14 protein-coding genes are annotated in these 21,936 nt (G+C 49.9%); 5 read left to right on the top strand and 9 right to left on the bottom strand.

Annotated features, from left to right (window positions below; translation table 11 throughout):
* Positions 1 to 32: 32 nt before the first annotated feature.
* Both EZ315_RS08130 and EZ315_RS08125 read left to right on the top strand, forming a co-directional pair.
* Positions 33 to 1,919, top strand: coding sequence for a LysM peptidoglycan-binding domain-containing protein (locus EZ315_RS08130; protein WP_135471631.1), 1,887 nt, complete (start codon positions 33 to 35; stop codon positions 1,917 to 1,919).
* Entirely contained in the window at positions 1,919 to 2,635 is a 717-nt protein-coding gene (locus EZ315_RS08125; protein WP_135471630.1) for a porin family protein, read from the top strand. Before EZ315_RS08130 ends, EZ315_RS08125 begins: the two co-directional genes overlap by 1 nt.
* A gap of 85 nt (positions 2,636 to 2,720) precedes the next feature.
* Here EZ315_RS08125 and EZ315_RS08120 read toward each other — a convergent pair whose 3' ends face one another.
* The 5 genes from EZ315_RS08120 to uvrB form a co-directional block, all read right to left on the bottom strand.
* Complete coding sequence (locus EZ315_RS08120) at positions 2,721 to 3,122, bottom strand: DUF5053 domain-containing protein (RefSeq protein WP_135471629.1); 402 nt, start codon at positions 3,120 to 3,122, stop codon at positions 2,721 to 2,723.
* A gap of 469 nt (positions 3,123 to 3,591) precedes the next feature.
* Positions 3,592 to 5,523 carry a choice-of-anchor J domain-containing protein gene (locus tag EZ315_RS08115; RefSeq protein WP_135471628.1) on the bottom strand — a complete coding sequence of 644 codons (1,932 nt, stop codon included), beginning with the start codon at positions 5,521 to 5,523 and terminating at the stop codon, positions 3,592 to 3,594.
* 33 nt (positions 5,524 to 5,556) lie between these two features.
* Entirely contained in the window at positions 5,557 to 8,319 is a 2,763-nt protein-coding gene (locus tag EZ315_RS08110) for a TonB-dependent receptor (protein ID WP_242452542.1), read from the bottom strand.
* A gap of 234 nt (positions 8,320 to 8,553) precedes the next feature.
* Complete coding sequence (locus EZ315_RS08105) at positions 8,554 to 10,419, bottom strand: YgiQ family radical SAM protein (protein WP_135471627.1); 1,866 nt, start codon at positions 10,417 to 10,419, stop codon at positions 8,554 to 8,556.
* Positions 10,419 to 12,518 (bottom strand): excinuclease ABC subunit UvrB, encoded by a 2,100-nt coding sequence (gene uvrB / locus EZ315_RS08100; RefSeq protein ID WP_135471626.1) that lies wholly within the window; start codon positions 12,516 to 12,518, stop codon positions 10,419 to 10,421. Before uvrB ends, EZ315_RS08105 begins: the two co-directional genes overlap by 1 nt.
* A gap of 198 nt (positions 12,519 to 12,716) precedes the next feature.
* On the opposite strand from uvrB, the gene EZ315_RS08095 reads away from it, so the two are divergent.
* From EZ315_RS08095 to EZ315_RS08085, 3 genes are all read left to right on the top strand, one after another.
* Complete coding sequence (locus tag EZ315_RS08095; protein ID WP_135471625.1) at positions 12,717 to 13,376, top strand: response regulator transcription factor; 660 nt, start codon at positions 12,717 to 12,719, stop codon at positions 13,374 to 13,376.
* Complete coding sequence (locus EZ315_RS08090) at positions 13,360 to 14,784, top strand: sensor histidine kinase (RefSeq protein ID WP_135471624.1); 1,425 nt, start codon at positions 13,360 to 13,362, stop codon at positions 14,782 to 14,784. Before EZ315_RS08095 ends, EZ315_RS08090 begins: the two co-directional genes overlap by 17 nt.
* A gap of 101 nt (positions 14,785 to 14,885) precedes the next feature.
* Positions 14,886 to 17,189 (top strand): inorganic phosphate transporter, encoded by a 2,304-nt coding sequence (locus EZ315_RS08085; RefSeq protein ID WP_135471623.1) that lies wholly within the window; start codon positions 14,886 to 14,888, stop codon positions 17,187 to 17,189.
* A gap of 230 nt (positions 17,190 to 17,419) precedes the next feature.
* On the opposite strand, the gene pyrF is transcribed toward EZ315_RS08085, so the two are convergent.
* From pyrF to EZ315_RS08065, 4 genes are all read right to left on the bottom strand, one after another.
* Complete coding sequence (gene pyrF, locus EZ315_RS08080; RefSeq protein WP_135471622.1) at positions 17,420 to 18,250, bottom strand: orotidine-5'-phosphate decarboxylase; 831 nt, start codon at positions 18,248 to 18,250, stop codon at positions 17,420 to 17,422.
* Between the two features lie 27 nt (positions 18,251 to 18,277).
* Entirely contained in the window at positions 18,278 to 20,017 is a 1,740-nt protein-coding gene (locus tag EZ315_RS08075; protein WP_135471621.1) for a DUF4153 domain-containing protein, read from the bottom strand.
* 60 nt (positions 20,018 to 20,077) lie between these two features.
* Positions 20,078 to 21,187, bottom strand: a complete 1,110-nt coding sequence (prfA, locus tag EZ315_RS08070; RefSeq protein WP_135471620.1) for a peptide chain release factor 1 — start codon at positions 21,185 to 21,187, stop codon at positions 20,078 to 20,080.
* 297 nt (positions 21,188 to 21,484) lie between these two features.
* On the bottom strand, positions 21,485 to 21,742 hold the full coding sequence (locus EZ315_RS08065) for a type B 50S ribosomal protein L31 (protein WP_135471619.1): 258 nt from the start codon (positions 21,740 to 21,742) through the stop codon (positions 21,485 to 21,487).
* Positions 21,743 to 21,936 lie beyond the last annotated feature (194 nt).

Raw genomic sequence — 21,936 nt, 5'->3', positions numbered from 1 at the left:
TAATTTTGCAAAATCACAATCTGAGCATACCCATGAATTTTTCACGGTTCACTACGTTAGCCGCACTCATCGGAGCGGCATCGTTAATATCTCTGCAAGCCGCAGTCAAAGACCTCCCTACAAAGAAGGTCAACGGAAAACTGTATCACTACTATGAAGTACCCGCCAAGGAGACAGTCTACTCCTTATGCCACAAGCTCGACATAACCAAGGACGAGATAATAAGGCACAATCCTGCCGTTGCTGACGGCCTGCGCAAAGGGATGGTGCTGTTCTTCCCCGCACAAGAGCCACAGCCTGCCGCCACTACAGCCACAGCCCCCGACTCCGACAACGCCACGTCAGAGCAAGTGATAAGCCATTATGTGAACAAAGGGGAGACAATCTTCGGCATAGCCCATAAATACGGGCTAAAGACCGAGGATGTCATAGCCCAGAACCCTGTGCTGAAAAACGGATTGAAAGCCGGTCAGACCATCACTCTCACAGTACCCGGCTCAAAGGCTCCCGCATGCGCCGACAGCAACACTTCCACCGCCAAGCCGCCGGTAAAGAAAGAGGCAGAGCCCTCTACAGCCGCACCCAGACAGGAAATGCGCGGATATGTGGTGAAAAAGAAGGAAACATTCTATTCCATCGCCATTGAAAACGGACTGACAGTGGCAGCTCTTGAAGCCGCCAATCCAGGAATCATCACTCTCAAAGAGGGGCAAGTGCTCAACATACCCTATGTGCCGAAAGAAGCTGTCAATGCGGATGAGCACGACGAACTGACCGCCTCCAATGAACATGCCGACCATACCGCGGCGACCGAGACTGACCAATCCACTCCTCTGACCCCATTGACCCCGGCTGCTCCTGTAGAAACAAAAGAGCCTGTGTCCATAGCCGTCATACTTCCGTTCATGCTGAACGAGGAGACACCCTCCAAGAGCGCGATGAGATACACCGAGTTCTACAAAGGCTTCCTCATAGCTGTGGATAGCCTGCGCAGCAACGGAGCCCCTATACACGTCACGGCCTACGACACCGAAGGCTCGGTACTGAAAGTGCGCGAGGCTCTGACCGACACAGCTTTCAGAAAGCACAATGCCATAATAGCCCCCGACAATGCCTCACAGCTCGCCATACTTGCAGAGTACGGTAAAAACAACAATGTGAAAGTGTTCAACACATTCCTTGTGCGTGACAAATCCTATCTCACCAATCCGTCAGTGATGCACGGCAATCTTCCCAGCGCACTCATGTACCGCAAGGCAACCGACGCGCTCATGGAACGTCTGTCCTACTCCACCCCGGTGTTCGTATCCTTCAAGGGTGAGAACGGTGACAAGGCAGAATTCGTATCGGCACTAAAGCAGTCACTTACCGACAAGGGTAACACATTCATGAACATCGAAGTGGACGGACGTCTGGAGAGCGCAGACCTGCGCGCCTTACCTACCGACGGCAACTACACATTTATCCCGACTTCGAGCCGTCAGGCAGATCTTAACCGTATTATGCCCGGCATCATAGAGTGGCGCGACGAGGCTGTCACCCCTATGGTACGCCTGTTCGGCTATCCGGAATGGACCACTTTCCGAGGCGAGACCCTTGACAACATGCACAACCTCAACACCACAGTGTATTCACGCTTCTACACCCACGAGGACGCGCCACGCACCCATGATATCGATGCCAAGTACAAGAAATGGTATGGCAACAGAATGGAGAACGCGGTGCCGCGCCAAGGCTTGCTCGGATTTGACACAGGCATGTTTGTGATACCCTACCTGCTTCATGAAGCATCATCCTACGACGGTGTGCAGAACGGATATTTCTTCACCACTGCCGGGGATGGAGCCGGCTCCTACAATGATGCCCTCTATTTCATAAACTTCCGTCCGGGCAACATAATCGAAAAGTCTCGCATCTGATGAACATCCGTCATTTTATTTCTGCCAAACGCCAATGTGTATGGGCACTTGCAGCACTCGTATTACCGTTTGCCGCCAACGCCCAGCGTGAGTATTCCCCTAACCTATCCATAGGAGCGCGAGCAGGCGTAACGCTATCAAGCATGTCGTTCACCCCTGAAGTGCATCAGTCGATGATACAGGGAAAGACTTTCGGCATCACAGCCCGCTACACCGAGGAACGTTTCTTCGGACTCATAGCCGAAGTCAATCTCACCCAGCGCGGATGGAAAGAGGACTTTGTGAAGGACGAGGCTCCGCAATTCGAGTACTCGCGTACACTCACCTATATACAGATACCTCTGCTCACTCATATCTATTTCGGTTCCAACAAAGTCAAAGGATTCTTTAATCTGGGTCCGGAAGCAGGTTTCATGATCGGTGAAAAGATAAAGTCAAATTTCGATTATAAAAATTTTGACAATATCCCTGATTTCCCCAAAGGTTACCGCACCAACGAGCAGATGAAGATGGAGATCGAGAATAAGTTTGACTATGGAATAGCCGGAGGCGCGGGAGTGGAATTCTTTATCAACCGACGTAACAGCATCCAGCTTGAGGGAAGATATTATTTCGGTATCGGCAATATATTCAAAGCCACCAAACGTGATTTCTTCGCAGCATCACGCGGATCATCTATAGAAGTTACCCTGTCGTATATGTTCAGGGTGCTTTGACCTACTGACAAAATAAATATCATATAGATACAAAAAATGATGTCGCATCAGAAGCCTGATGCGACATCATCGTGTCTTAAGATTTTTAATGAGTTAAATTAATTGAGGTTTGTTGAATGATATGACTTATCTCCTTGAGAGAATCGGAAAATATCCTAAGTTCTGATTCGGAAAAGGCAGCCGGCTTACCATTGACCATCGATCGGTTGAGCCTCTGATACAGCCATGCACGGTCCTTGTCAAAATAACGCTTAGCTATATAGGAAAGGTTCAGAATCTCTGATACCTCGCCTAATATGCTTTTGACATCGACATCCGGACGTTTCCTACGAGCAATAGCCTTCCTCAAATATTCACCGGCTTCCTTTTTCTCTTCCGGAGTCCTGACGAGAGCAAAAGCCTTAGCCATACGCAAATCCGCCTCGTCATTTGAGAGACTTGTCTGTGAAGCCAATTCATCAATCAATGTCTTTAATTCAGCGTTCATAATATATGATGATTGTTTATTTACAAAAAAAGTCTTAAGATAGAATGCTCTTTAAAAGTTTGACCATCCGTCTAACGGACGGTCAAACTGGTCTTTCACTCCTCCTTGATTATGCTTATGGCATACTCTCTAATGATTTCGTCCACAATCTTGAAGAAGTCCGATTCACTCACCCAACCTTCATTAAGAAGGGTTTGTTCATATCGGAAGTAGAACCTCAATTGCTCAAGTAATTCTACCCGGTCTTTTAAACCTTTTAAAGAACTCATGTCTTATCTTAAGACACCGCAAAGTTAATAATCATTTGCTTATTATTCAAATATTTTTCAATAAAAATAATCTTTTGATGATTATTTTGTCATATCTATGTTGTCTGTCTTAATTTCATTACCGGGTAATACAACACAATCCCCCCATTCTGGCTGATTGCCAGAATGGGGGGGTTGTGTTGTATTATGCAGAGGATATGTTACTGCATAATGTAGAGGTAGGGGGTCAACTGCCCTTCACCAATAGTTTCATATGCACCGAAACTAGTGAATTTAGTAGAATAAGCGATTGTCTTTTCGCTGAAGCAGTTGACAATAGCCCATGTGCCGTCGGCATTGCGCTTAGCGGTCCAGAGATAGCCGTCAGCGATCGCACCGCCATCTGCTATAGCCGGCTCGTTCTTGACATTGAAGCTATCGTATGTGCCTTGCATATAAATATAACGTCCATCCGATCCCAGGATCATGAACTTTCCTTCAGGAGCCTCATACTTCACATCATCCTTAACAAAGGTTGATACGAATGCGAACGCATTGGCATCGCCGGGTAGGATGATCTGACCATCAGAGATGGAGACACCGGTGGTGTTCATGTATCCGTATGACTTGCCGGAATCAAGAGGCTTCATGCAGATATTTTCCGACACGAGAATGTAGCTCTTGTCAAGCTTGATGACCTCTTCATTGAATTCGTCAAAAATAGCCTCTCCGACATATTTGATGAACACCCATTTGCCATTCTGCTTTTCGAAATGTCCGGTGACAGTCTTAAGACCGTTATCATTGAGAGTCCATACAGCACCGTCGAACACGAAGAGCGAAACAGTCTTGCCGTTGTATACCACATATTTCTGAGCACCCTGCTGAGCATAGGGGAACTTCTGCTTAAGATAAGCGGGGATATAAGCCTGAGGATTCTCAAGTTTGTCATTCTTGAAGCCCATAGCCTCATAGTCGGCAGGCTGGAGCATGCAAGCGTTGGCAGGAACTACCCAGTCCGAACCATCGAAGCAGTAAAGAGCATGGTTGGTCACCATAGGGATATCGGCACCGGAAGCGATCTTCACGTTTCTGATTTCGGTGGTGCCAGACTTTTCAGCTGTGCTTGTGTAACGGAAACCGATCTGAATCTTCTTTCCGTTATAAGCCTTAAGATCGATCTTGCCGGAGTTTACGAAAGTCCAACTCAGACTCTCAGGCACAGCTTCGGGTGTAAGATTGTTCCATTCTCCGCCCACTTCGCGTACAGCGACAGTGTTCTCCTTTGCAGCTGTTGCCGCATCCTTGAAGAAATTCCAAGCCTGATCAAATGTCAGGTAGGCATTGGCATCGGCGGGAAGGTCAATCTCTGGAGAGATGAGCCATGCATCGGAAGCTTTATTGGCACCCCCAACAAAAGCTGAAGCTTTCATGTAGCCACGGTCATCAAACTTCCATACATAAGTGCTGCCTTCGGGGAGCAAAATATTGTCAATGGTAAATTGTCCCTGACCTTCAGCGAAAGGCTCCTCCAGAAAGAGTTTTCCGGAATTAAAGTCGGGGGTACCTACTACGACATTGTAATTGACCACCGCATAGTCACCCTCGCCGGGATTGCTGTAACCGTCAGAGAGCACATCAAGCATATCCTTTGCAGGATTGAAATTCTCGGGATACGCCTGATCGAAATCTACATCACCGCCCCAGGCAGCCTTGTACTGAGCCTTTCCGACAGAGAGTGACTTGGCAGCTCCGATATTGGTGATCTCGGCGGGCACTGCTCCAGCCTCACGATAGGTCACATCGACAGCAGAACCGTTGGATGCAAGATAGTAAGGGAATGAAGAAGTGTCAAAAAACAGAGGGAGAACAACATCAGCAGGATATATGCCAGACTTGTCGAAATACAGGTTGGCTGCAATCGCCTTGGCAGCCGCCTTTTCGGCATCGTCGGCAGCCTCACCTTCCAGCATCTTGGCGATAGCTGCATAGTCGGCATCAGAGACAGTATATGAGCCGGTCTCCTTGTTATTGTAATCTACCCCCCCCTCAAATCCATTCAGATAATGGTCATTCCAAGAGTTTTCGTCGCAACTTGCAAGCCCCATAGCGAGTGAGCCTACAATGACTGCGTTAAGAATATTCTTATTCATAATTGTATTTATACGTTATGAGTGGGTGCTCGGTTAGAAGTAAAGTTTAGCACGAAGGTTGAATGTACGTCCGTAGCTGTAGATGACTCTGAAAGCATTTTCCCATGTGCCGACGGTAGAATAGTTGGTGTAGGCATCCATAACATAGTAATTGTTGAATGCATTATACACGTTGGCTGAGAATGTGCAGCGTACATTGTCGGTAATCGGGAAATTGTAGCTTGCATTGATATCGAGCTGATTGCCGAAAGGAATCTTCCAAGGCTCGCTGATAATGAGAGGCTTGCCCGGGGAGAGGGATACATCGCTACGAGAGTTGAGCGTGAAGTCGCTGTAGTTGCGTGCATTGAATGTCCAGTCGGTGCCGATACGGAATCCGCGGAAAGGCTTGAACTGAACACCAAGAGCACCTGTGGTCTGAGCTGAACCGCCCACCTTTATGCCCTTCTGCACGATAGTGGCATTGAGATGATCCTCGGCAAGAGGGGTAGTGGTGACAGGAGCCGTTTCACGATTGCCGAGAAATGAAAGAGCCTCGCCCTGGCTGTTGTAGTAGTAACCAATGGGGTCGTTCTGCCAGGTGTTGTCAGCGATCGACAGCATACCTGAAAGCTCCATCCACTTGAAAGGCTTGTAGACGAAATTGAGTTCCACACCCATATAGCGTGAGTCCACACCATTCATGGTAGCGGAATAGCGTGTGCCGTCATACTCCGAAGTACCAGAAGTGACCATGGTACGGTCCATCCACATTGTATAATAGCCGTTGAGCTGAGCAGTGAACTTGGGTGAATGGAACTCATAGCCAACCTCTACAGCAGCGACTTTCTCGTTGCGCGGATCGGGGTTGATGGCATTGGAGTTGGCAGGGGACACGAACACTCCATACTGGAGGTATGGGGCGCGTGTGATGTAACCGCCGTTGACATACACGTTGTTGTAACGGTTGATGTTATAGTTGGCACCAGCCTTGATGTTACCGGCAAAGAAAGTCTTTGTAGGTGACTTGCTGAATTCCTCATCGACATAGAAATTCTCGTAACGAGTGTAGGTGTTAAGGTTCATGGCACCGGCGAGAACAAGGTTGAGCTTCTTGTCAAGAGCCTGATACTCAGCCTGGGCATACACTCCTTCCTGCCAGATACGGCTGTCCCAGTCGCGATATACCACATCGCCTACACCAAGTTTCTCACGCTGCCATGCGAGCTTTGCTTCAGGAGTAGCGAATGTACGGGTCACATTCTTGTTGGAACGAGTCTCATCAATGAAGTAAGCTCCATTGTAGAGATCGGAAAGCTCATTGGTGTGGTATCCCTTGTAATAGCGCACATCGACACCGGCTGTGACTGCAAGATTCTCAGTTAGCTCATTCTTATAGTTGGAGATGAAGCCGAACCATTTATGGTTGTTCACGGAATTCGACATAGCCATGAGAGATCCGGTGGTGCTGTTCTGGTTCATAAGCTGAATCTGATCGTAGGCGAACATACCGTTGCCATGACGCAGATTGTAAGTCACACCGTTGCTCTCGACAGTACTCCAGTTAAGGGCACCGTCTGTGGCACCATACCACAGATTCCTATAAGAAGAGCTGTAGCCCTGACCGTTGGAACCGTAACCGCTTCCGAGTGAAGCATAGGCTACTGACGACAGCGATGACTTGTGGTTGATCTGCCATACATGGTTGACCATAGCCACAGGCTTGTTGTACACATTGTACTGTGACGACTTCTCCTCACCGTTCAAGCCCAGACCATAGGTAGGATTGTATCGGTAAGCCTCACCCTTAGGCATGAAGTTAGCCACATTCTGCCATTCCTTTATTGACAGACCGTTGGCTGAGTTACGCTTGTTGTGGGTCTGAGGCGCGCCGGTCACAGTAAGAGAGATCTGATTGTTATCGTTGAGACGCTTGGATATGTTGAGGAAGTAGCTGTAAGCCTCATAGTCGGTGCCCTGGATGTATCCGTCGCCGGTCTTGCGCGCACCGAGGAATGTTAGAGCCCAGCCGTTCTTCATCAGACCTGTAGAGAACGATATACCATAGTTCATGGAGTTATCGTTGCCAAGTCCGTACCAGGCTGTGCCGCCTCTCTTTGCATCGAGGCCCTTGGTGATCATATTGATGGTACCGCCGAATGAGGGTGACGATATGATTGTGGCTCCGAGACCGCGCTGTACCTGCATCGATGAGGTGACATCACCGAGTCCGCTCCAGTTGGACCAGTAGATACCGCCCCATTCCATATCGTTGACAGGCACACCATTGACCATGGTGGCAGTGTTGTTGGAACGGAAACCGCGGATATTGATCTTGGCATCGCCGAAACCGCCGCCGTCCTTTGTGGCCCATACACCGGGAGTGGTCTTGAGCACCTCGGGAAGCTCCTGGTTGCCGAGCTTGATCTCAAGAGTCTCGGCATTCACAGCCGACACAGCCACAGGGGTCTTACGCGTACGTGCTATAGACTGTGTAACCACAACGTCCTGAAGCATTTCGGATGCTACATCCATTGCAACCTGACCGAGATCGGACGCAACCTCAAGGTCGAGAGGCTTATAGCCTATGTAATTGATATGAACCTTCTTTCCCTTTGGAGCAGAGAAAGAGAAGTTACCATCGATGTCGGTAGTGGTGACAACTTTTGTGCCGGGAACTGTGATAGTCGCGCCAATGATAGGCTCGCCCACCTCATTTACCAGCACGCCTTTACACGTGACATCGTCAGCTGCTGCGAGCGACACCATACAGTTAAGCCATACGGCTGCGGCTGTTAGGAGGAGTCTCTTTAACATAATTGATGACTGGTTAGATGATTAGACTTAGTTTTATTTTGGTTTATCTGAATATAATCCGGTGATAAAAACTATTGGAAGATTAAAAATTTTTCACAAATGTAATGAATTTTTACGACATCACAAAAACATAGGCACCATTCTTTGCAATAATGCCTATGCAAGATGCCTCCGTCAACACCTATGTATCAACGGATAAACAACTGTAGGGTACAGCCAGGCAGACATTGCAATCTACTTTTTTCTGTATGGATAGGAGGCGGAACGCGGGAAGAGACGTGCGAGAAGATCGGTGCGATGCATGCGCATGAGGGAGCGGGTGATGTCCTGACGGTAGGAGGGATCATACCAGAAGAAATATTTGCGCTGGGCTTTCTTGGCTTCCGGATCAGTCGCAGTAAACACCGGCTTCAAAGTGTAAGGATGGAACCCGGTATAATATATCTCGGTGGAAAGAGTCATGGGTGTGGGAGTGAAATCCTGCACCTGCTCCAGATGCAGGTCAAGACTCTTGGTCTCGGCAGCGAGCTCTGCCATGTCGACTTCACGGCATCCCGGATGGGAGGATATGAAATATGGTATGAGCTGCTGTTTCAGCCCATGGGCAGAATTGACCCTGCTGAAGAATCGTGAGAACTCGTGATAAAGCCTGAACGTGGGCTTACGCATAATGTCGAGCACCACATCGGAGGTGTGTTCCGGAGCAACTTTCAGCCTGCCAGACACATGGGCGGTGATAAGTTCCTCGTTATACTGACGGTTGGCGCGGTCGACAGCCTCATCACCTGTATGATGCATGGAGAGGTCGTAACGCACACCGCTCCCTATGAATGACTTCTTGACTCCAGGCACAGCATCAACGGCATGATAGAGATCGAGAAGCGGACGATGATCAGTGTTGAGATTAGGGCACACAGACGGATGCAGGCATGATGGCTTAAGGCATTTCTCACATAGCGAACGGTCCTTTCCGCCAAGCCGGTACATATTGGCACTCGGCCCGCCAACATCGCTGAGATAGCCTTTGAAATCATCCATCCGGGTGACCTGCCGCACCTCACGGAGCACAGATTCCTTACTGCGCGAGGCAATGAACTTGCCCTGATGAGCCGAAATGGTACAGAATGAGCATCCGCCGAAACATCCGCGATGGATGTTGACCGAATGACGTATCATATCGTAGGCAGGAATGCGTTTACCTTTGTAGCGCGGATGAGGGAGACGAGTGTAAGGGAGGTCGAATGACGCATCGATCTCCTCGGTAGCCATGGGAGGATACATGGGATTGACCTTTATCCATATGTCGCCGTGACGCTGCCACAGAGTCTTTCCGTGCATCGAATTGCTCTGCTGCTCGATATGCCTGAAATTCTCAGCCTGGCAACGCTTGTCGGCCTGGCAACGCTCATAACTGTGGAGCACAATGTCCTGATCGCCCACATATATCTTACCCTCACGGCAATCCATGCCAGGAGCAGAGGTGCGTATGACAGTCTGAGGCAGGCATGTGAGCGAATCAAGCGACTCACCGCTGTCGATATGCTGTGCAATCTCTACGACACACTTCTCACCCATCCCATAGGATATGAGGTCAGCACTACAATCAATGAGCAGCGACGGACGCAGACGGTCCTCCCAATAATCGTAATGAGACAGACGGCGCATCGAAGCCTCAATGCCTCCGGCTATGATGGGGGTACCCGGAAACAGTCTCCTGAGTATGTCGGAGTACACTACAGTCGGATAGTCGGGACGCGCGCCATGACGCCCTCCCGGGGTGTAGGCATCGTCACTGCGACGACGACGAGCAGCAGTGTAATGATTGACCATGGAGTCCATGGCTCCGGCAGAGACCCCAAAGAACAGGCGCGGTGCACCGAACTTGCGGAAATCGCGCAGGTCGTCCTGCCAGTTGGGCTGCGGGACTATAGCCACCCTGTAACCGGCAGCCTGTAGCGTACGCCCTATCACAGCAGCCCCAAACGAAGGATGATCCACATAGGCATCACCTGAAAACAGCACTACGTCCACACTGTCCCAGCCAAGAATCTTCATCTCCTTGACACTCGTAGGCAAATATGCATCGACTCTCGGTATCATTATTCAGCAGGCATTTTGGAAAGGCGGTCCTCCATGGCGATGATCTCGTCACGCATCTGTGCCGCCTCGATAAAGTTCATATTTTTTGCAGCGTCAACCATCTCCACACGGCGTTTCTCGATGAGCTTGCGCAGAGCATCAGCCGACAGATAAGGCATGACAGGATCGGCTGCGACATCCACTCTCGAAGAGTATTCTCCGGCATACGGCACAGGCTGCGCGCTCTTACCTCGTCCGAAAGTTCCGGCACCTTTTGCTGACGAGCGTCCCTGCCCGGGCTTGCCCTGCGGAAGTATCTCATCGGTGTCGAGTCCGATAATGACATTGCGCGCCTTGACTATTGCCTGGGGTGTTATGCCATGCTCCTCATTGTAGGCGAGCTGAACAGAGCGTCGCCGCGATGTCTCATCGATAGTCTGCTGCATGGAGTCGGTGATCTTGTCGGCATACATTATGACTGTGCCATTGAGGTTACGCGCCGCACGCCCCACCGTCTGTGTAAGGGATCGGTGAGAACGGAGGAATCCCTCCTTGTCGGCGTCAAGGATAGCCACCAGTGACACTTCAGGAAGGTCAAGCCCCTCTCGCAGAAGATTGACCCCGATGAGCACGTCAAACTCTCCTGCCCTCAGCCCGTCGAGAATCTTTATGCGGTCGAGGGTGTCGACATCACTGTGTATATAAGCGGTCTTTATGCGCAAGCGTAACAGATAATCGTTGAGCTCCTCAGCCATGCGCTTTGTGAGAGTGGTCACGAGCACACGCTCGTCACGCTCCACACGGTCATTGATCTCGTTGAGAAGATCGTCGATCTGGTTGAGCGACGGACGCACCTCTATGACCGGATCGAGAAGCCCGGTGGGGCGTATGATCTGCTCCACCACAACCCCTTCGCACTTCTCCAGCTCATAATCGGCAGGAGTGGCACTCACATAGAGAACCTGGGGCGTGAGACGCTCAAACTCCTCGAAACGCAACGGACGGTTGTCAAGAGCCGCAGGGAGGCGGAAACCATACTCCACAAGATTCATCTTACGCGAAAGGTCACCGCCATACATCGCACGACACTGCGGAAGAGTGACGTGGCTCTCGTCGATAATGGTAAGGAAATCCTTCGGGAAATAGTCGAGGAGACAGAAAGGACGCATACCAGGCTGACGACCGTCGAAATATCGTGAATAATTCTCTATACCTGAACAATGCCCCAGCTCACGGAGCATCTCCACATCGTAAGTCACACGCTCCAGCAGACGTTTCGCCTCCATCTCCCTCGCTTCGCGCATGAAGAAGTTGTACTGCTCGCCAAGGTCGAGCTCTATCTGCCCTATTGCCGACCCCATCCTTTCGGGAGAGGTGACAAAAAGGTTGGCAGGATATATCTGGAACTCATTGTGGGAGCCGAGCGACGTGTTATCGGACGGATGGATGGTCTTGATCGACTCAATCTCATCGCCCCAGAATGTAACACGCACTATGATCTCCTCATAGGCAAGACGGATGTCGACGGTGTCGCCCTTCACACGGAATGTGCCGCGTGACAGTTCGATCTCATTGCGTGAATACAATGAGCTGCTGAGAGTGCGGAGAAACTTGTTGCGTGCGATCTTCTGCCCTACGGATATCTTTATCACATTGCTGTCGAAATCCTCAGGATTGCCCATGCCATAGAGACATGACACCGATGACACCACTATCACATCCTTACGCCCCGAAAGGAGTGCCGAGACAGTGGAAAGGCGCAGACGGTCAATCTCTTCGTTGATCATCAGGTCCTTCTCGATGTATTTATCGACAGTGGGGATATAGGCTTCCGGCTGATAGTAATCGTAATAGGACACGAAGTACTGCACCGAATTTTCAGGGAAAAAGTTCTTGAACTCGCCATAGAGCTGAGCGGCAAGAGTCTTGTTGTGGCTGAGAATGAGAGTGGGCTTCTCAACCCTGGCTATGACGTTTGCCATTGTAAACGTCTTTCCCGAGCCGGTGACGCCAAGGAGTGTCTGTGCCTTGTCGCCCGCCTTGATGCCGTTGACCAATTGCTCTATTGCCTGCGGCTGGTCGCCGGTGGGTTGATATTGTGAAGTCAGCTGGAATTTCATAACTTACAAAGGTACATAAAAATCCCGGATTTTCCATGCCGTTTGATTTTTATTAAAAGTCAAAAACATACATATCCCCAAGAAATAAATTGACTAAATTTACCGCATGATGCCATAATCTCACGAATTCTGCGTAAATTTGGCATATAAACAACACCAAAGCAACCCAAACCGACCAGGACTATACAACAATAACTTATGGCAAGGATACTTATTGTGGATGATGAAGATGACCTTCGTGCCGGACTCGGCACCTATCTCGAACTGCAAGGCTATGACGTGGATACGGCTCCGAGTGCCGAGGAGGCATCGCTCCTGAACCTCACGCGCTATGACCTGCTGCTTCTTGACATAATGATGGGAGAGATGAGCGGTACCGATCTTGCCATGAATGTCAGGGAGAATCCGCTCACAGCATCCGTACCCATAATATTCCTGACAGCCAAGGACAATGATGACGATATGGTGGCGGGACTCAATTTAGGCGCTGACGATTACATCGCAAAACCGTACTCCCTGAAAAATGTCCTTGCAAGGATCGAGGCTGTGCTACGCCGTGTGCCTCCCCGCCCCGCAGCATCTGACGGCGTGACCTGCGACAGAAACACCCTCACATGCACAGCCGACGGCGTGCCGCTTAAACTCCCCCGAAAGGAATTCGAGATCCTCGCCATGCTTCTTGAGAACCCCGGAAGGATATTCACTCGCGAAGAGCTCCTGGCAAAGATATGGCCCGAGAGGACGGTGGTGTCGGACCGCACCGTGGATGTGCACATCACACGCCTCCGCGCAAAGCTCGGCAACTACGGCAAATGCATAACCTCACGCTCAGGATACGGATATGGCTGGCAGGATTAAACTTTCGTTCCACTCAAGGGTGCTTCTCACTGTGCTGCTTCTGTGCTGGGGGCTGGTGGGGATATTCATGGTGTTCCAATACCATAGGGAAAAGGAGTTCAAGGCACAGCTTCTTGACACGGAACTACAGATGCACAACCTCCGCATAATCGACGCCATACGCCACAGCGATCCTATCGACGATATAGCAGGGAGCATGGACAAAAGCACCGACGGACTGCGCATCACCATAATAGACCGGGAGGGGAATGTGATGTTTGACAACAACTCCAGCACGCCGTTCCCCACCGCCAACCATAACTCCCGCCCCGAGGTGACCGACGCACGCAAACATGGGACAGGGCACATAATAGGACGCCATTCCGAGAGCGATGATGCCGACTATTTCTATTCCGCACGACTGGGTGACAACGGTACTGTGGTACGCTCAGCCGCCCCTTATACACACAAGCTTGAGGAATTTCTGCGTGCCGACAGCACATTGCTGTGGATAATGCTCGTAGTAACCGTGATAATCAGCATGGTGGGCTATCTGGTGACACGACGCATATCCAAAAGCATAGTCAGGCTCAACCGATTCGCCCAAAGGGCAGAGAAGGGGGAACGCATATTCGAGGAAGAGGCATTCCCACATGATGAACTCGGCAGCATAGCCAGCCACATAGTAAGGCTATACATCCAGCGCGACGAACGCCACAACGAGGCGATGCGCCAGGAAAAGGACAAGATACGCCTGAAAAAACAGCTCACCAATAATATAAACCATGAGCTCAAGACCCCGGTGGCATCAATGATGGTGAGCCTGGAGCTGCTACGCGACTGCCCCGACCTGCCTGAAGAGAAGAAACGTGAATTCATAGAGCGTCTTTTCGCCAACACAAGGCGGCTCAGCTCGCTGCTTAAGGATGTTTCGACTATCACAAGAATGGACGAAGGCTCGGAAATGATAGCCAAGGAGACTGTGGACCTTACCGCTCTGATAAAGGGTATCGTGGAGGAGGAACAGATAAGAACCGAGGCACACATCAGTCTGGAGGTCCCGCAGCTTACTGTCATGGGGAATACGGCCCTGCTTGAATCGATATTCCGCAACCTCATAGACAATGCCATATCCTACAGCGGATGCACGGAAATCACCATCAGAGCTGACCGCGATGGACGTTTCACAGTGAGTGACAACGGATGCGGAATAGCCGAGGAGCATATGCCGCATATATTCGAACGGTTCTACCGTATCGACAAGGGACGCTCCAGAGCAGCCGGAGGCACAGGGCTGGGACTGGCTATCGTCCGCAATGCCGTAGCAATCCATGGAGGGGAGATAAAGGCGTTCAACAACAACGGACTGACATTCCGGTTCAGGTTAGGGAAAATCCGTCAGGAGATGCATGGCGAGTCATGCACCTGAGCCAAATCAAAACTGCTGTTAACAAAAACGCAACATTTTAGAAATAATTATTAAACATAATATGCCGAATTTTGTACAGATAGATATAAATCGACATATTTATGGATATAGTATTTCTCGGAATTGTCATATTCCTGTTCATTCTTGCAGTGTTTGACCTCTCGGTGGGAGTCAGCAATGACGCTGTAAATTTCCTCACCTCCGCAGTAGGTTCCAAGGCAGCATCGTTCAAGAGGATAATATTCGTGGCGGCTATAGGTGTGTTCATCGGAGCCGCCATGAGCAACGGCATGATGGACGTGGCGCGCCACGGAATATTCCGCCCTGAAAACCTGTCATTCTACGATGTGATAGCCATATTCATGGCTGTGATGGTTACTGATATCATCCTTCTCGACATATTCAATTCGCTCGGGATGCCCACATCGACCACGGTGTCAATGGTGTTCGAACTCCTTGGCGCAACCTTTGTGGTGGCACTCTTCAAGATAGCCGCTCCCGAGAGCACTTTCGGAATGGGCGATCTGCTCAACACCGAGAAAGCCCTGTCGGTAATACTGGGAATATTCCTTTCCGTTGCCATAGCGTTCGTGTTCGGCACTCTGGTACAATTCCTTTCGAGGCTTATTTTCACCTTTGAATACAAAAGCCGACTGAAATGGAAAGTTGGGCTCTTCGGAGGGATAGCCTGCACTGCTATAGTTTACTTCATGCTGCTAAAGGGCATCAAGGACCTCTCGATAATGACTCCTGAAGTCAAAGGCTGGATATCAGCCAACACAGCAATAATACTCGGGATATGTCTCGCAGGATTCACACTGCTGTCACAGATTCTGCATCTGCTCAAGGTCAATGTGTTCAAGATGGTAGTCCTGTTGGGCACTTTCTCACTCGCCATGGCATTTGCAGGGAACGACCTCGTAAACTTTATAGGCATACCCCTCACATCGCTTGCATCCTATCAGGACTATGCCGCCAACGGAGCCGGCAACCCAGGAGCCTTCAATATGGTGAGCCTCAACGGACCTGCCGACACTCCGTTCTATTTTCTAATAGGGGCGGGCATGATAATGGTGATAGCTCTCGCCACATCCAGGAAAGCTCGCCAGGTGACCCGCACATCCGTGGGGCTGAGCGCGCAGAACCAGGGAGATGAGATGTTCGGCTCATCAAGAATAGGTAGAAAACTCGTGCGCGGAGCACTGAACACCTACGGATGGATAAATGAGCATGCCCCTTCAGGTGTGAAACGCTGGATAGCAAAGCGTATGGACCCCTCCGTATCGCAGGCTGAGGACGGTGCCGCTTTCGACCTTGTGCGCGGCTCGGTCAACCTGATGCTGGCAAGTATGCTCATAGCCTGGGGAACATCGATGAAACTCCCACTCTCTACCACTTTCGTGACTTTCATGGTGGCTATGGGTACTTCACTCGCTGACAGGGCATGGGGCAGGGAAAGCGCAGTGTTCCGCATCACGGGTGTCATATCAGTGATAGGAGGATGGTTCATCACTGCCGGAATGGCATTCATAGGAGCCGGAATAGTGGTGTGCCTGATGCACAAAGGGGGTGTACCGGTCATGATAGCTGGTGGCATTATTTCTGTAGTCATGCTCATACGCAGCAACATACGTTTCCGCAAAAAACAGCAGGAAACGGAGAAAGACACCCTGTTTCAGACCATTCTGTCGACCGAAGACAAAACCGAGGTGTGGCCTCTGCTGAGAATATACATCAACGAGAAGCAGAGAATGTTCCTGCAGTTCGCTGCACAGACCTACAGCGATGTCACCGCCGGGTTCATCAACGATAACACAAAGTTGCTGTCGCGCTCGGAGAAGGCTCTCGTCACTGAAAAGGATGTGCTTAAAGGACAGCGGCGAAAACTTACCCTGTGCATGAGGCTGCTGCCGACCGGGACCGCCATGGAGAAGAACACGTGGTTTCACCTGAGCAACAATATGGCAATGTCGATGACCTATTCACTGCGCCGTATCAATGAAGTGTGCAAGGAGCATGTAGAAAACAATTTCCGCCCGCTACCGATGCAGTTTCATGATAAGTTTATGCGTCTTTGCGAGAAGATAAACCAGACCATTCTCGATTCAGAGAAGGCTATTGAGGTATACGATCCGGAGACTATCGACTCGCTACGCACTCGCTGCGATAAAGTGAAGGATGAGCTTACTTACAGCACTCGTGAAGTATATGACCTGCTGCAAAAGGGTGATGCCTCCGATCTTACTGTAGCGTATGTCTACCTTAATGTCCTTCAGGAGAGCCAGGAGTTTATCACTTCGCTACGCAAACTGCTGCGCGCTGTCGGCAAGCTGAATCTTGCTCCATCATCCTACCGCAGTTTCTCTCATCACGAGACAAGAGAAATAGATAAGACCAGAGATTAAATAAGACCAGAGGACCAAAGGGCTATAGACAGGGGGACCAAAAGTCTATAATCAAAGACCATAGGACCAGAGATCTAAAGACAGGAGAACAGGGGAACTTTCAGACCAGAGAACCATAGAGCCATATTTTTGAATCTATATTTCGTTCTCCCTGAATTGTTCTCCTGTTCTCCTGTCTTTAGATCTCTGGTCCTCTGGTCTTATTTAATATATCCCTTTGGTCTGATTTTTTAGATTACTCCGTGGGCGGAAAGGAGCATTGTCATGTTGTCACGCAACTTGCGAGCTTCGGCAGCTGCCACCTCGGCAAAGTCCTCGCCCTGCGAGGCGTATATTATACCGCGCGAAGAGTTGACAAGGAGTCCGCACTCACGTGTCATGCCCCACTTGGCTACTTCCTCAAGGCTTCCACCCTGCGCTCCGACTCCCGGAACGAGCAGGAAGTTGTCGGGGGCTACACGGCGCACTTCGGAGAACATGGCTCCCTGAGTGGCTCCTACGACAAACATCAGCTGATCCTCGTTGCCCCACTTGCGTGCCGTCTCAATCACATGCTCAAACAGGCGTGTGCCGGTCATGTCGGAAAGGAACTGGAAATCACGGCTCCCCGGATTGGATGTGAGGGCAAGAAGTATCACCCAGCGTCCGGAATAATCCATAAACGGTTTCACACTGTCGAAGCCCATATAAGGAGCTACGGTGAGAGCATCCACCCCCATGTTCTCAAAGAATGCGCGGGCATAGAGCGAGGATGTGTTGCCTATGTCACCTCGTTTCGCATCCGCGATTATGAACTGGTCAGGATAGTTGTCACGGATATACTTGACTGTGCGGTCGAGCGCGCTCCATCCTTCCACGCCAAGGCTCTCATAGAAAGCGGTGTTAGGCTTATACGCCACACAGTATGGCGCAGTCGCATCAATGATAGCCTTATTGAAAGTGAAGATAGGGTCTTCAACATTTCTCAGATGCTCTGGAATCTTCTTAATGTCAGTGTCAAGCCCTACACACAGGAAAGAGCCTTTGCGACGGATGTTTTCAAGAAGTTCGGTACGGTTCATAACAAATATGTAATTATATTTTGATTATTATCTGGTGAATTTATATCCGTAAATATCCAGGGATGTCACCTCACGCTTGCCACTCCAGGTGGCAGGGACATAATAGAAAGATATCCTTTCAGCCACAAACACTGTGTCGGGAGTTCCGGAAGCCGCATGCAAGATCACCGGCTCATAGACAGAATCGGACAGATGTATGAGGCTGTCGGCAGGCAACAGAAACTCCGTGCCCCCTAAGCTTATGGCACCATTGCGATTGTCTACATCCAGCTTTGACATGTATTCGTTCAACTGATCCACTTTCCGGAATCCGTCAGGGATACTCACATCGGATTTCCGGTAGTTGAGATCAACACTTTTTTGTGCCGACCCCTCATTATCATTTCTATAACTGTAAATGACAGAATTATGTCCGGTATATAACGAGGGTTCAATTATGCCATCAAGACCGGATTGAATGCCATGCCTGTCGAGCTCCTTTACTATGGAGCGCAGGTCCATACGGTCACGACTGTCGAGACGTTCAAACTCCGGAATGAAAGCTTCCTCGCTTACAGGAAATTCAGTGAATCCAAGTTCAACGAGCCTTTCCCGGAGCTTGCGTTGCATCATCACATCGGAAAGGGTGGTGAAGTTGAAGTATGGAACAATCGATGTGGCAAGGAACACCACGGCAAAAGATATCGCCACCGCGTTATAAATGCGCGGACGACGGACCATGAGATAGATGAACACCCCATAGCACCACAGGTTGAACGTAAGGACATACAGCCGGGATACTGTAAGCCCATACTCCCCTATTCTATACAGGACAGCCACACTCATCAACACAAGAAGCGGGATCATCGCCACAGGAAGGACTCGTATAGCCTTGAGGGTGAGACTGTCGGTTGGATGAGTGCGACGCACACCCTCAAGAAAAAACAGTGTGACAAATACCGCGGCTGTAAGCCCGGTGACCGACAATGACACTATTCCTCGCGGCAGCTCCCAGGTGAAAAGTATCTTGAAACCATATACATACAATATAGCCATGTATATGACTGTGACCATCAGAAAGAAATATTTCGCAGTGCCGCACTGGAATTTTGTAGCGAAGAACGCTTTTTCATCCCTCTCGGATTCATCCCTGCGTGGTATAAGATGGAGGAATATCACAGCGGGCACAGACCCGGCACAGACTGCCTGGGCACAAGCCATCGGCTTCCATATATCCAGACCGAAAAGCCCGTTAATGGTCATAAATATCGCACCCAAGGCAAGCATGAACGCCCAACCGAACGCAGCAGCAATGATAAGCCCTGTGACCTGTGAATTAGAGAAATTCCACGCCATTGGACTACGTGACGGTATAAAGATAATCGCAACAGCCAATGCCGCAAACATCGCCCCCCTACCCACATTCCATGCCATGCCCAAGCTGGATTCGAAACAGAAAATGCAGATACAGTCAGCGACAAGCAACAGATTGGCGATCACCATGGGCAAGCGTGACGGACGTCGCAGATATTCACACCATAGATACACTGCAAGCGACAACGGCACACCCATGGAACCGAGATACCAGAGGGATGCAACAAGATTATCGTCACCAAAGAAATCTCCGATTATCTGTATCACTGACCACAATGCAAGGTAGGCAATGTAGACCACCGTGACAGGGAATCGATGCCATGCATCACGCACTGCATGGACAAGCATGTCAAATGATATCTTTGACTTCTTATGCTTGGGATCAATATTTGTCTGTGTCGGTATGGTATCCATTTTTGAGGAGATAATTGTGGTTTATGATTCAAACGGCCTTAAATGAGCAGGAGAAATCCACTACAGTTCGGCAGCCTTGAGCTTTTCGGCATTCTCCGCGATGGTGAGCTGATCGATTACATCCTGGATGTCTCCGTCCATAAATGCCTGAAGATTGTATATGGTATAATTTATACGGTGATCGGTGATACGCCCCTGAGGGTAGTTGTAGGTACGTATCTTAGCCGAACGGTCGCCGGTCGACACCATGGTCTTTCGGCGGGAAGCTATATCGTCGATATATTTCTGATGCTCCTTATCGTATATGAATGTGCGCAGACGGCTCAATGCCCTCTCCTTATTCTTGGGCTGGTCACGCGTCTCGGTACATTCTATGAGTATCTCCTCGGTCTCGCCGGTGTTCGGATTGCGCCACATATAGCGCAGACGCACCCCAGACTCCACCTTATTGACATTCTGACCTCCGGCACCACCGGAACGGAATGTGTCCCACTTTATCTCACCCTCGTTGATCTCCACATCGAAAGGCTCAGCCTCAGGGAGCACAGCTACCGTAGCAGCCGAGGTGTGGACTCTGCCCTGAGTCTCGGTAGCGGGAACTCGCTGAACACGATGTACACCGCTCTCATATTTCATTGTGCCGTACACATTGTCGCCGGTCACACTTACAACAATCTCTTTATAGCCACCTGCGGCACCCTCACTGCAACTTGTCACAGCCACATTCCAGCCCTTTGACTCGCAGTACTTGGAGTACATCTTGAAAAGGTCGCCTGCAAATATGGCGGCCTCATCGCCACCTGTGCCACCACGTATCTCCAGAACCACATTCTTAGAGTCCTCCGGATCGGCAGGCACAAGCAGGAGCTTGATCTCCTCCTCAAGAGCAGGCAATGACTCGGTGGCCTCATCAAGCTCATCCTTCGCCATCTGACGCAGCTCCGGATCGGACTCTGAGTCAAGTACCTCACGTGCTTCGTCGATATTGCCCAGGAGGGAACGGTAGCGGCGAGTCACAGCGGTAAGCCTCTCAAGGTCCTTGTACTCCTTGGTGAGACGCACATAACGCTTCATGTCCTGAATCACAGAAGGATCAGTGATGAGTGTGCTCACCTCCTCAAACCTTGATTCGATGCCATCCAACCGCATCAATAATGAATTGTCAGCCATATACAGATAGAATTTTTCACAAAATTACAGAAAAATTCCGAAAGGTAAATGCTCAAACCGCGAAAACCGAACCGCGAAAACCGTCAAAACCACAAAAACTGCCACCTTAGCACCATAACAGAGACATCTATCATTCAACCATTTTTACAATTTTTATGCCGACTGCAACATCAAATATGACCTAACTTCAAAATAATAAACAAGAGTATCTGAAATAATAAAAGCCGAGATGCATCGGGGATGCGTCTCGGCTTTTATTCGTTATGGCGTATTTAGCCTGCCTGGACGATGGCAGGATTATTTCTTCTTGGTGCGGTTGCCGTAGCGGCTCATGAACTTGTCTACGCGGCCTGCGGTGTCGACGAGCTTCTGCTTTCCTGTGAAGAAGGGGTGAGAAGAGCTGGTGATTTCAAGCTTCACAAGAGGATAGGTCTTGCCGTCCACTTCGATCTCCTCGCGTGATGCTACGGTGGAACGTGTGATGAAGATCTCATCGTTTGACATATCCTTGAATACTACTTCGCGGTAGTTGGAGGGATGGATGTCTGCTTTCATTGTTATAATGTGGTTATTATGATTTAACGAAATTGAATGGTGCGTTGGTAGGACGCCTTATATTCGTAATGGCGGTGCAAAGGTAGTGATTATTCCCGACACGGCAAAGCGTGCCACAAACTTTTTTCAATAAATTTTCTGTAACAAAAGATTATGCGTGATTGAGGTATTTTTTGTACCTTTGCGGTGTATTT

It is taken from the genome of Duncaniella freteri (assembly GCF_004766125.1).
Classification (GTDB): domain Bacteria; phylum Bacteroidota; class Bacteroidia; order Bacteroidales; family Muribaculaceae; genus Duncaniella; species Duncaniella freteri.
The sequence above is the reverse complement of the archived record's forward strand: the minus strand, read 5'-3'. Positions and strand labels throughout refer to the sequence as shown.